Annotated in this window: 8 protein-coding genes; 5 read left to right on the forward strand and 3 right to left on the reverse strand. The window is 45.4% G+C overall.

The window, feature by feature from the left end:
• Positions 1-41 precede the first annotated feature (41 nt).
• From uxuA to VR862_RS05520, 5 genes are all read left to right on the forward strand, one after another.
• A complete protein-coding gene (gene uxuA / locus VR862_RS05500) occupies positions 42-1241 on the forward strand; it encodes a mannonate dehydratase (protein ID WP_324719962.1) in 1200 nt (399 codons plus the stop codon).
• 10 nt (positions 1242-1251) lie between these two features.
• The gene (locus tag VR862_RS05505; protein WP_324719963.1) at positions 1252-2058 is read left to right on the forward strand and encodes an SDR family oxidoreductase; all 807 of its coding nucleotides are present in this window, start codon (positions 1252-1254) and stop codon (positions 2056-2058) included.
• An 11-nt stretch (positions 2059-2069) separates the two neighbouring features.
• Positions 2070-3305 carry a tagaturonate epimerase family protein gene (locus VR862_RS05510; RefSeq protein ID WP_324719964.1) on the forward strand — a complete coding sequence of 412 codons (1236 nt, stop codon included), beginning with the start codon at positions 2070-2072 and terminating at the stop codon, positions 3303-3305.
• Between the two features lie 118 nt (positions 3306-3423).
• Positions 3424-4644 (forward strand): DNA polymerase IV, encoded by a 1221-nt coding sequence (gene dinB, locus VR862_RS05515; RefSeq protein WP_324719965.1) that lies wholly within the window; start codon positions 3424-3426, stop codon positions 4642-4644.
• 866 nt (positions 4645-5510) lie between these two features.
• The gene (locus VR862_RS05520) at positions 5511-8543 is read left to right on the forward strand and encodes a DNA polymerase III subunit alpha (RefSeq protein ID WP_324719966.1); all 3033 of its coding nucleotides are present in this window, start codon (positions 5511-5513) and stop codon (positions 8541-8543) included.
• Between the two features lie 525 nt (positions 8544-9068).
• Here VR862_RS05520 and VR862_RS05525 read toward each other — a convergent pair.
• The 3 genes from VR862_RS05525 to VR862_RS05535 form a co-directional block, all read right to left on the reverse strand.
• Positions 9069-9284 (reverse strand): hypothetical protein, encoded by a 216-nt coding sequence (locus VR862_RS05525; RefSeq protein WP_324719967.1) that lies wholly within the window; start codon positions 9282-9284, stop codon positions 9069-9071.
• A gap of 51 nt (positions 9285-9335) precedes the next feature.
• The gene (locus VR862_RS05530) at positions 9336-10556 is read right to left on the reverse strand and encodes a hypothetical protein (protein WP_324719968.1); all 1221 of its coding nucleotides are present in this window, start codon (positions 10554-10556) and stop codon (positions 9336-9338) included.
• Between the two features lie 76 nt (positions 10557-10632).
• Positions 10633-12915: a nitric-oxide reductase large subunit gene (locus VR862_RS05535; protein WP_324719969.1), complete on the reverse strand. Its 2283-nt coding sequence runs from the start codon at positions 12913-12915 to the stop codon at positions 10633-10635.
• Positions 12916-12939 lie beyond the last annotated feature (24 nt).

Genomic DNA, 12939 nt, shown 5'->3' on the forward strand with positions numbered 1-12939 from the left:
TCTTAAATTAGAGCTTGCTGAACCCTGAGAAAAACGATTCTTTGAAAAATCCAATATTCGAACAAAGCTGGAGATGGTATGGGCCGCATGACCCGGTGAATCTACAAACTGTTAAACAGGCCGGGGCTAACGGGATTGTCACAGCCTTGCACCACATCCCGGTGGGCGAAGTGTGGAGCCTTGAAGAAATCGACCGGAGAAAAGCTCTTTTAGACAAGAGCAACAAGGAAAATCCATTTCCACTTCACTGGAATGTGGTAGAAAGCCTGCCGGTTCATGAGCATATCAAACAAGGTAAAGCAGATAAAGCAGGATACATAGAAAATTATAAACAGAGTCTGCGGAATCTCGGCAGAAGTGGAATTACCAGGATCTGTTACAATTTTATGCCTGTTCTTGACTGGCTACGAACGAATGTTCGCTACGAGCTGGAGGATGGCAGTACAGCCCTGCTTCATGATCTGGAGGACCTAATTGTTTTTGACCTGTTCATTCTGAAAAGGGAGAAGGCCGAAGAAGATTATGAACCGGAAATGGTGGAAAGGGCCAAAAGAAAATATTCCGGAATGACTAAGGCTGAGCTGGATCGGCTTCAGGAAAGTTTACTCATGGCATTACCGGGGGACCAAAATGGTTTTACTCTTGAAAAACTTCGGAAGGGACTGGAAGACTATAAAGGCATTTCTGCAGAGCAACTTCGGGAGAACCTGGTGGAATTTCTGAAAGAAGTAATTCCTGTGGCTGAAGAAGCAGGAGTAAAAATGGCTATCCATCCCGATGATCCACCATGGCCGGTGCTTGGTCTACCGCGGGTGGTGAGTACAGCCAAAGATCTGGACCATATTTTTGATCAGGTTCCTTCAAAAACCAATGGTCTCACTTTTTGCAGCGGTAGTTTTGGAGCTTCAGAAAAGAATGATCTTCCGGAAATTATTAGAAGATATTACCATCGGATACATTTTGTGCACCTGCGATCTGTTCAAAGAGAGGGGAATTCGAGGTTCTATGAAGCCAATCATCTCGAAGGAAGTGCAAAGATGCATAAGCTGGTCCGCACTTTTTATGAGTGTCAAAAAGGGCAAAACAGGGGGCCGATCCCTATGCGACCCGATCATGGTCACCAAATGCTTGATGATCTTGAAAAGACAACCTATCCCGGTTATTCGGCAATTGGCAGGTTGCGCGGTTTGGCGGAGTTAAGAGGTTTAGAGCTGGGAATAATCAATTCCCTGGAAAATTAAAGAAGCTAAAATGAGCAATTTAAAAGATAAAGTAGCAGTAGTAACCGGAGGCAACGGGGTACTGGGAGGTGCCATTGCAATGGGATTGGCAGCCGAAGGGGTGAAAGTCGGCATACTGGGTCGCAGTGAAGAAACTGTACAGGCAAGAGTAAAAGAAATAGAGAATGCCGGTGGAAAAGCCATGGCGCTGGTCGCAGATGTACTCGATGAGCATAAACTGGAGACAGCCAGAGAAAGTATAAAAAAAGCCTTTGGTAAGGTAGATATTCTGGTCAATGCTGCCGGTGGGAATATAAAAGGCGCTACCATCACCCCAGACCAAAGTATTTTTGATCTCAACGTTGGGGACTTTGATAAGGTGAATGAGCTGAATTTCAAAGGAACTGTTCTGCCAACCCTGGTCTTTGCAAAAGGAATGGTTGGGCAGAAGAAAGGCAGTATAATCAATATTTCATCCCTGGCCGCGTCAAGAGCGCTTACAAGAGTTATGGGATATTCGGCAGCCAAAGCAGCTGTGGATAATTTCACGAAATGGCTGGCGGTAGAAATGGCGCAGAAATATGGAGACGGAATCCGAGTGAATGCTATTGCCCCCGGTTTTTTTATCGGGGAGCAGAACCGCGACCTTTTACTGAATGAAGACGGAAGTCTCACTTCCCGCGGAGAGACCATTGTAAAGCAGACACCAATGAATCGCTTTGGAAGGCCAGAAGAATTGCAGGGCGCAGCAAATTGGCTGGCAGGAGATAATTCATCTTTCGTCACCGGAACTGTCATTGCAGTAGACGGTGGGTTTGGAGCTTTTAGCGGGGTATAAAATGATTTGATATGGCAGCATTAGGAAAATATTCTTTTGGAGTAGGTGACAGGTTTGGAAAAGAGGGAAAGGCTCAGCTGCAGGCGATTCTTAAGGTTTGGGATGAAGGAGTTGAGGTGACGCCGGTCTGGAATAAATCAAACCGGGAGCATGAAACAGTAGGTTCTCACCCTGAGAGCCTGCGGAAGGAAGCAGATGAAGCCATAAAAGCTTTAGGTTTTACAGGAGCTTACTTTGTAGATGCCGATCATATAAACCTGCAAACGGTAGAAGAGTTCATTCCTTTCAGTGATTTTTTCACTATTGATGTGGCCGGATTTATTGGGCAAAAAGCTTCAGAAAAAGAAGAGGAAGATTTTCTTCAATTTTTCAAAAGCTATATGGGAGATATTGCAATCCCCGGGATTGAGCGTAAGATGCAGATATCTAAATCACATCTAAGGGAAATGCTGGATAGTTTTTTATTGGCTTCTCAAAAAGCAGGAGAGATCTATAAACATATCCGCTCCAAAAAAGCTGAAGAATTCCATGTGGAAGTTTCCATTGATGAGGTGGAAAATCCTCAATCCCCGCTTGAGCTTTTCTTCATTCTGGCAGCTTTGGCTTTTTATAAGGTTCCGGTCAACACTATCGCTCCAAAATTTTCCGGGGAATTCAATAAAGGAGTGGATTATGAGGGAGATCTGGAGAAATTTGAGCAGGAATTTGAGGAGGATCTTTTGGTGCTGAAATTTGCTGTAAAGGAATTTGAATTTCCACAAAATCTAAAATTGAGTGTGCACAGCGGGAGTGATAAGTTCTCGATCTATCCTGTCATTCAAAAGCTCATCAGGAAACACGATGCTGGATTACATCTAAAAACCGCAGGCACTACCTGGCTGGAAGAATTGATAGGAATTGCAGAAAGTGAAGGCGATGGTTTTAGGTTTGCCAAAGAACTCTATGCCGAATCCCTGGAGCGCTATGAGGAACTAACGAAAGATTATGCTTCAGTCCTTTCTATAGATAAACAAAAGTTACCTGTAGTCGGGGATTTTTCCACCGGAAAAGATTTTGCAGATGCCCTGAGACATGAAGCAACTTCAGCAGCATATAATCCCCACTTCAGGCAACTGCTTCACTGTGCCTATAAAATAGCTGCTGAAAAAGAAGATTTTTCACAGTTGTTGGAAAAATTCCGAAGTAGAATTGAAGAGAATGTTACTTTAAATCTTTATGAGAGGCATTTGAAAGAGATTTTTCTGTAGTTCTCTTGCTTCCAGACATTAATAACTTCTTTATAATTTTTAACGCTCTTTCTACAGGAGGGAATTTTTATTTTTTCTAATTTTGGAATAATTCCAATAAGAAGGAAATTATCCATAAATGGAGAAGAATAAAGCTATTTTACACCTCGATCTGGATACATTTTTTGTGTCTGTAGAGCGTTTGCTGCATCCCGAACTTAATAACCGGCCGGTGCTGGTAGGTGGCCTGGGAGATCGCGGGGTGGTGGCGGCGTGTAGTTATGAGACGCGCCGGTATGGAGTGCATTCGGGTATGGCGATGAAGGTGGCCCGGCAGCTGTGCCCGGCGGCTACAGTGATCAAAGGGGAGACCGGCACTTACAGCAAGTATTCTCACCAGGTGACAGAGATCATTCAGAATAAAGTACCTGCCTTTGAAAAAGCGAGCATCGATGAATTCTACGCCGACCTTACCGGCATGGACAAATTCTTTGGTACCTACCGCTTTGCGAGTGAGCTGCGGCAGGAGATCATTCGTGAAAGCGGACTCCCAATTTCCTTCGGGCTCTCCCGGAATAAAGTAGTGTCCAAGATCGCCACGGGTGAGGCCAAACCCAATAACCAGATGCTCATAGAAAGCGGTGCTGAAAGAACATTTTTGGCACCCCTGTCTGTGCGGAAAATTCCTATGATCGGGAGCAAGACTTTTCAGACGCTGCTGGGGCTGGGGGTAAGAGAAATAAAGACCATACAGGAGATGCCGGTGGAGATGATGGAGAGTGTGCTGGGCAAGAACGGGCGTACTATCTGGAAACGGGCGCATGGAATAGATGAGGTGCCTATCATCCCGTTCCACGAGCGGAAATCCATTTCCGCCGAACGTACTTTCCACAAAGATACTATTGATATGGTACAGCTAAGTGCGACGCTCACGGCCATGACCGAAAGCCTGGCGTACCAGTTACGACGCGGGGACAGGCTTACGTCAAATATTAGTGTGAAGATCCGGTATTCAGATTTTAATACCTATACCAAGCAGGCGAGCATTCCCTACACCAGTGCCGATCATGTGTTGATCCCAAAGATATGGGAGCTGTTCCGCCAGCTGTACAACAGGAGGCTGCTCATTCGGCTGGTGGGAGTGAAATTCACCGGACTCGTAGGCGGGCATTACCAGATCAACCTGTTTGACGACAGCGAGGAGATGCTGAATTTATATAATTCCATCGACCGCATTCGCAACCGGTTTGGAGAGGAGAGTGTGATGAGAGCATCGACCATGGGAGGCATAAGCGTAGGTCGAATGGAGAACCCGTTCAACGGCGCCCCACCCATGTTGCATGCGCATAGGCAGAGCTAAGTTTTGCCTTTTTGGCGAATTAGCTTTGCTATTCAAGGTTCAAGGCTCAAGGTTCAAAGTTCAAGGGTTTTACAATTAAAATTACAATGATCAATAAACAGTAAGCAATGAACAAATATCGAAAGGAAGACTAATTATTCTCCTCTTTGCGAAGGAGTCCCGGGTTTCGGAAATCTCCTTGTGCAGGAGTTCTGCTCTTTACTGGTAGAAAATAAGAAAGATTGCTCTCTCATTGTGAGATTGCTTCGCTATCGCTTGCAAGGATAGAAAACAAGGAACTCATCCCGTCAGTTCGAGTGAATTTGAACCTGCGATAGCAGGGGCAAATTAGTATCGAGAACAAGAGAGTGGTTGCAGCCTCTGTTCTCGATACATTTTTTGTTTCACTCTGTTCAACAAAAAACACTCGAACTGACGGCTGATTAGACATTTATGAGTTAAAAAGACAAATCATGAATGCGTGGCTTTTTCAATAAACAATGATTAATAATCAATTATCAGAGACTCTCCGCTTTTCCCCTGCCCTAAAGGGAGGCGGAGTTATGGCCTCAGATGGAAAGTCTGTGGGGATCTTAAAAGAGTGGTCAGTGTTCTGTGATCAGTGGTCAGAAAGCTGAACCATAAAAGAAAATCGGTGCATCCGTGGCTTTTTTCAATAAACAATGATCAATAATCAATTATCAGAGACTCTCCGCTTTTCCCCTGCCCTAAAGGGAGGCGGAGTTGGCTTTTTTCACAATGAACAATGAACAACAAACAACAAACAACAAACAAGAAACCAACAGCTAAATGCCCAAAGAACCTCTCCGAACTATCAACTACCAACTAAACTACTGTCTACCGTCTAAAGACTACCGACTAAACCAATGTTTCTAAACAACCATACATATTACTCCCTTCGCTACGGCACTTTTCCCGAAGAGGAGCTGTGTGTGCTGGCGCAAGAGAATAAAGCTTCGGCTGTGGCGGTGACCGATATCAATAACACTTCGGCCTGTCTTAGCTTTTTAAAGACTGCTCAAAAATATGATTTTAAAGCCCTCATCGGGATCGACTTTAGAAATGGGGTGGAGCAGCAGTACGTAGGTCTGGCGCGGAGCAATGAAGGATTCAGGCAACTTAACGACCACCTGGCGGCACATTTGCATGTAGAGAAGGAATTTGCGGCCGATGCCCTGCCGCTGGAGGATTGCTGGTTTATTTATCCGCTGGAGCAGGTGATGAGGTGCCAAAAATGGCATTTTAGAGAGGATGAATTTATCGGCGTTTCGGTGGAAAGTCTGCGGAAATTGAAGTTTTCAAAATATCTGGAACTTCAGGACAAACTGGTGCTGCTGCAAACAGTGACCTTCCGGAATAAAAAAGATTACAACGCCCACCGACTGCTGCGTGCGATTGACAAAAATATGCTGCTGAGTCAGCTGCCCGAAGCTGAGCAGGGTTCGCTCTCTCATAAAATGTTACCCGAAAATGCCGTTTTTGAAGCCTTTGCAGATTATCCCTTTATTCTGAAGAACACACAACGGGTCATCGACGGCTGCGAAGTTAATTTCGGATTTGACAGCGCCCGCCAAAACCGGAACCTGCAGATCTTTAGCAGCAGTAAAGAGGAAGATGCAGAGATACTGAAGAAACTCTGCTATAAAAATCTCCTCCGCCGCTATCCCAATGCCACTCCCGAAACTTATGCGCGGGTAGAGAAGGAGCTGCAGGCGATCATTAACCTGGGCTTTGTCTCATATTTTTTGATCAACCACGATATTGTGGAATACGCAAAATCGAAGAACTATCCGTTCATAGGTCGGGGGAGTGGTGCAAACTCGGTGGTGGCCTATATCATTGGGATCACTAATGTTGATCCCATTGAGCTCGACCTGTATTTCGAACGCTTTATCAACGCCCACCGCCACTCGCCGCCCGATTTTGATATTGATTTTTCCTGGAAGGACCGGCAGGATGTGACCGATTATATTTTCAGAAGGTACAAGAATACTGCTCTTTTAGCCACTTATGTCACCTTTAAGCGCCGGGCTGTGATAAGAGAACTGGGAAAGGTGTTTGGTTTGCCCAAGGCCGAAATCGATAAATTGTCTTCGGGATTTTTCGATCCAAAAGGTCTGGATGAGATGGAGCGGCTGGTGTTTCGCTACAGTGGCTTGATCGCCGGCTTTCCCAATTACCTGAGTGTTCATGCCGGCGGAATCGCCATTTTACAGGAGCCGGTGCACTGCTATGCTTCTACTTTTTTACCTCCCAAAGGCTTTGCGACCATTCAATTTGATATGAATATTGCTGAAGATGTGGGTATTTTTAAATTCGACATTCTCGCCCAGCGCGGCCTCTCCAAGATCACTGATGCCATTGAGCTTATTAAGGAAAATCAGCCGGAAGCTGAAATTGAAGACATGGAAAATGTGTCGGTTTTCAAGAACGATCCCAATATCAATAACCTGTTGCGCACCGGCGATTGTATGGGTGTGTTCTATGTGGAATCGCCTGCGATGCGCGGATTGTTTCAGAAGTTACAAACAGATGATTACCTGGGGTTAGTCGCGGCGAGTTCTATAATTAGGCCGGGGGTCTCCAACGGCGGCATGAAGGAGGAGTACATCAAACGCCACCGCGATCCCGAGCGCCGCAAGCAGGCACATCCGGTTTTGGCCGAAATTCTCAATGAAACTTATGGCGTTATGGTCTACCAGGAAGATGTGCTCAAGATCGCCCACTACTTTGCCGGACTCTCCCTTGACGAAGCCGATATTCTGCGCCGTGGCATGAGTGGCAAAAAACGGAATGAGGTGGATTTTCGGAAGCTGGAGGATAAATTCCGGAATAACTGCAGGGACAAAGGCTATTCTGAAGCACTTACCGAAGAGGTGTGGAATCAGATCCTGTCTTTTGCCGGTTATGCTTTTCCGAAGGGACATTCAGCTTCCTATGCGGTGGAAAGTTACCAGAGTCTTTACCTTAAATATTATTTTCCGCTGGAATTTATGGTCGCCTGCCTCAATAACGGTGGCGGTTTCTATGATGTGGAGACCTATATTCAGGAGATACGAAAATGCGGCGGCCGGGTGCATCCGCCCTGTATCAACAAAAGTGACCACCATACGGTGATCTATGGAAAAGACATTTATCTGGGGCTGGGGTATATTAAGGAGCTGGAGATAAAGGTGGTACAGCGTATTCTGGAGGATCGCAATTTCTTCGGAAGCTTTAAATCCTTTGATGACTTTATCGACCGGGTGCCCATCTCCATTGAGCAGCTGAGCATTCTGCTGAAGATCGATGCTTTCCGGTTCACCGGGGTAGATAAACACCACCTGCTGTGGAAAGCTTACTTCAAGCTCAACCGCACCCGCACCCGAAGTGGCCAAACTTTGCTATTCCGTCCGCCGCACCGGGATTTTGACCTGCCCGAACTATCTCATTCTATGCTGATTGATGCTTATGACCAGATGGAGCTACTGGGTTTTTCATTGCACGATCACTTCAAACTGCTTAAACCTGAAGCCTATCAAAAGCTACAGCGCCCGGGAGTGGTGATGGCAAGAGATTTAAAACAGCATATAGGCAAGACTATAGAGATCTACGGGCATCTCATCACCGCCAAACGTACACCCACAGTAAACCGGCAGTACATGTGTTTTGGGACTTTTTACGATCGCGCCGGGGATATCTTTGATGTAGTACAATTTCCCCGTGCGGCAGAGCGATTCCCGCTGCACAGCAAAGGGATCTATTTGTGTAAGGGTAAGGTGGTAGAAGAGCTGGATTATATCTGCATCAATATCGAATGGCTCGAACGACAGGAAACAGTGGGAGACCCAAGATACATAAGCAGTACCAGGATGAAGATCTCCTTTAAGGAAGATGGGAATGGGATGATCTTGAAGTAAGTAGTGGTCGGTGTTCAGTAGGCAGTAAAATGGAAAAGCAACTTTTTCTAGTGGTCAGTGGTCAGTATTCAGTAGGCAGTAAAAATTATTCTGTTACCGTCTTTGCGGCATTGGGCCGACTGCGGCAATCTCTTTCTTCTACAGTTCTGCTCATTACTTTTAGATATAACAATTCGACTGCTCCCGATTGTGAGATTGCTTCGCTTTCGCCTGTCTACCCGCAGGTACGCTCGCAGAGAGGTTTCAAATGAAAATGCAATAAACACTAATCAGAAACGGAATCTAAAAGTCCCCTCTAGGGATTTAGGGGTTTATAAAGGGACAGAAAAAAAAATATTGGTGTATCCGTGGCTTTTTTAAGAATTGACCACAAACAATGAGAAAGTGTAGAATGGTAGAAGAGGAAAATAAAGGGTGAAAACAGAAATCCAACAGCCAATGGCCAAAAGCCAAAGCCTGAATAACTTATCTTCTACGAACTCCGAACTCTCAACTAAATACTCCGAAAAAACTGCCCACTGCCCACTACTTCATAGGGTTATCCTCATACCAGTCATCAAAGGTTTTATCGGTGGAGTAGTCGTCGGTGAGGACTTTGTAAACGGTGAAGAGCCAAAAGACCTGGCCGAACAGGACGGTATAGAAAACAACCGGATAGGAAACATTATAAAATACCATAACTGCAACTGTAGCCAGAAGCAGAGAGGACACGATCACGTAGAAATGAGCTGAAATTTTCATATCCTTAAGATAGGAAAGGACTAAGGCACAATCAGTTAATAGACTACTAAATCACAGGGAATTAAAAGAAGTTTGACTTTTTCTTAAGAGATTCCTTAAGAGCATAATTCCTATGGCGACGGGGAATATTAGGCTACTGTAGGCCAGCAGGCGAAAGTAATCCTCAAAAAGGTTGAATTCCAACCAGCTGGCAAGGCCTTTATAGAAAATGAGTGTTTCGGTCAATACAAAAGCAGTAAAGTAAAGCCAGAAAACCCACCTTGAAAGCCAGAGTAGCCGCCCGTGGGCAAGAAATACGAAAAGCAGTATGCTCACTACGCCCAGGAACACCCAGTGCAAGTAGCCTATAACAAAATCAGGAAAAGTAAAGGCGAGTCGGGCGAACCGGGGTAAAGCGGAAAGCAGCTGCAGGATGAGTTTGATCATTAGAAGTACGGCGGTGATCTTTAGCAATAGTGTCAAAAATGGCGAAAAAGGAAGCTCTTTGCGGAAAGGGGAAATGATCTTCCAAAACTTCACAAAAGCTGTGATCTGAAGAATTGCTCCAATTCCGCCCAAAACATAATAGATCCAATGTGGTTCCACCCAGAGCACAGAGAGAAAAAAGCTCAGAATTACTGCCGCATTAAGTTGCCAGAAGAAGCTTTTAAAATCCTTTTTTTGATACCTCAGATTTTGCTGTTCCAGGAAGTAGAAAAAGATCCCGAGAAGGGCAAGTATGAACCAGGCGTTGTACTGAAAATGCAGGTAAAAATAGATGGCCATTTTGTACCAGATACTTCCGCTTCCTAAAGTTGCCATTATCCCGCCGAGAGCCCAGGGACCTATACTTGAAAAGACCATGTACCATAATGAGGCCTTAATTAACTTAAAAGAACAGGTGGTTTTATATTTTGACGGTGTCTTCTTCAGGAAAAACCAGGCAAGGAAATAGGAGGCAAAAAGGAATAAAGTGGAAAAGCTTATTGAAAAAAGAGCATATCCCGTGAAGGGGAAGGTGACCAGCATCCCAAGGATAGTAACTTGGGTAAACCGGAAAATTCGCCTGTAGGTCTTTCCAGAACTGACTTCAGAAATATACATCTTATAAAAAAGCGTGCTGAGGCCGATGTAAACCCAGCCCAGCAATGCCACGTGCGAATGCGCATGTACCACATACCTGAAATTTGCCGGAATGGGAATGACAAAAAAGAACCTTAGGAAGACTCCCAATAGTGCTACGAGAAAGAAATATCCAAGGGCAATATTGGTGTGCGCTTTAAGTTTGATCATCGTTTAAAAGTATAAAAAAGAGGGGAGGCAAAAAATGCTTTTTTGACCTCCCCTTTTCAACTATCAATTTTTCAGTTTAAACTAATACTTCCTCTTCTTTACGGACTTCTTTCTTTTTGTCTACAGACTGTTTTTTGCGGCTGTCAAGAGAGAAAACAAACCATACAAAAGCGAACAAACCTGCGGCGAAGATGGTGTCTCCAATAGCTCGCAGCCATCGAAGGGTATCCATGCCGGGTTGCTGCATGAACTCGGCAGATCGGGCGTACCACATTCCTTCATTTACACTGGCCACTGTTTGTAGCAGACCAATGGGGAGAACGCTTAGAAGTACCATAAGGATCAATCCTATGTTGATGGACCAGAAAGAAAAACTCAGCAGTTTGTCATTCCACACCTGTGTTCTGTAAAGACTTCGCAGTACAAAAAGCATTAAGCCAATTCCGAGGAAACCATACACCCCGAATAATGCTGTATGGGCATGCACCGCAGTAGTGTTAAGGCCTTGCATGTAATACAGAGCGATAGGGGGATTAATGATGAATCCAAAGATCCCCGCTCCCAGGAAGTTCCAGAAGGCAACTGCAATAAGACAGTAGATAGGCCATTTGTAATCTTTGAGCCATTTGGTGGCTTTTGAAAGCTTGTAGTTCTCATAGACTTCATAGCCTATCAATACCAGCGGAACTACTTCCAGGGCACTAAAGGTCGCTCCCAGGGCCATCACCGCGGTTGGGGTGCCGCTAAAATAAAGGTGGTGGAATGTCCCCAGGATACCACCTGAGAGAAAGATAACGGTTGCCAGCAGTACACTTAGTGTGGCTGTTTTGGTGCGGAGCAGGCCGAGTCTAACAAATAGGAAGGCCGACACCACAGTGGCAAAGACTTCAAAGAATCCTTCCACCCATAGGTGCACCACCCACCAACGCCAGTATTCGGCAATGGCAAGGTTTGTTTGGCGGCCCCACATGAGTCCGGCACCATAGAAAAGTGCAATGGCAGCAGAGGATACCAGAAACATGATAAGCAGGTTTCTTTCCGAAGTTCTTTGTTTGATCACGGGAATGAGCGGTCTCACCATTAGAGCAAGCCACACGAATAATCCTACGAACAGGAATATTTGCCAGAACCTGCCCAGATCTACATACTCATATCCCTGGTGACCAAACCAAAAGTTCTCTGCCAATCCAAGTTTTTGCATAATTCCCATCCATTGTCCTGCCATAGATCCGGCAACGATAACAAGCAGGCAGGCAAAGAGGAAATTCACACCAAACTTTTGGAATTTTGGATCCCTACCCGAAACGGCAGGTGCTATATAAAGACCTGTGCCCAACCAGGCGGTGGCGATCCATAGAATACCGAGTTGCACATGCCAGGTGCGTGAGATTGAATAAGGCAGGATTTCGGCAAGGTCAAGACCGTAGAAACCGTCACCTTCGACGCCGTAGTGAGCAGTAACTACTCCAAAGGTCACCTGTATCAAGATAAGCAGGCTTACAACCCACATATATTTTTTTACCGCCAGCATCGACGGCGTGATGGTTTGCTTCATCAATGGATCTTCAACGGGCCTTTCGGGATCTTCTTCCTCTTTCATTCTTGCGTGATAGAAGACCATTAGTCCTATCCCAATAAGAAGTAGAATTATACTGAACCCGGTCCAGATCAAAAGATCTCCGGTGGCCTTGTTCCCCACAAGGTCATCTGGTGGCCAGTTATGGGTGTAAGAAACATCACTTCCGGGTCTTTCTGTGACTGTGGCCCAGGTGGCCCAAAAGAAGAAGCCGGCCATTTGATGCATACGGTGCTCATCTTTAATGGAGTTCTTTGGGATTGCATAGTAGTTCCTTAACTCATCGAGTTCAGGGTTCTCCATGAAGAGCCCACGGTAATAGTCACTTAGAAATACAACCGCCCTGGCCCGCATTGGCGAAATAGTAATGGTACCATCAGCTTCATTATAGGTATTTTTTCTCAGTTCCAGTTTGAGCCTTCTTTCCAGGAGAGCCTGGTGCTCACTTTCGAGTTCTTCATATTTCTTATTGTATTCCTCCTGAGACCACTCATTGAGAATGAACAAAGCTTCCCGGTGAAGCCAGTCTGCAGTCCAGTCGGGAGCCTGATATGCCCCGTGGCCCCAAATGGACCCGACTTCCTGCCCGCCCAGACTCTGCCATACATTTTGGCCGTCCTTAATATCCTGCCCCTCAAAAATCACTTCCCCCTGGGTAGTGACAATTCTTTCGGGCATTGGAGGTGCTTTCTGGTATATCTCAAATCCATAGTATCCAAGAATGGCAAAGGATACGGTGATAACAAGCAGGAAGGCTATCCATAATTTTCTTTCTTTACTCATGTTGTAAGATATTATACCGAAAGG

The organism is Salinimicrobium aquimaris (assembly GCF_035607535.1).
Lineage (GTDB): Bacteria > Bacteroidota > Bacteroidia > Flavobacteriales > Flavobacteriaceae > Salinimicrobium.

Excerpts from the sequence above, each read along its gene's own strand:
- VR862_RS05505 (WP_324719963.1), top strand. The coding sequence starts at position 1,252 with ATGAGCAATTTAAAAGATAAAGTAGCAGTAGTAACCGGAGGCAACGGG.
- VR862_RS05510 (WP_324719964.1), top strand. The coding sequence starts at position 2,070 with ATGGCAGCATTAGGAAAATATTCTTTTGGAGTAGGTGACAGGTTTGGA.
- dinB (WP_324719965.1), top strand. The coding sequence starts at position 3,424 with ATGGAGAAGAATAAAGCTATTTTACACCTCGATCTGGATACATTTTTT.
- VR862_RS05520 (WP_324719966.1), top strand. The coding sequence starts at position 5,511 with ATGTTTCTAAACAACCATACATATTACTCCCTTCGCTACGGCACTTTT.
- VR862_RS05525 (WP_324719967.1), bottom strand. The coding sequence starts at position 9,284 with ATGAAAATTTCAGCTCATTTCTACGTGATCGTGTCCTCTCTGCTTCTG.
- VR862_RS05530 (WP_324719968.1), bottom strand. The coding sequence starts at position 10,556 with ATGATCAAACTTAAAGCGCACACCAATATTGCCCTTGGATATTTCTTT.
- VR862_RS05535 (WP_324719969.1), bottom strand. The coding sequence starts at position 12,915 with ATGAGTAAAGAAAGAAAATTATGGATAGCCTTCCTGCTTGTTATCACC.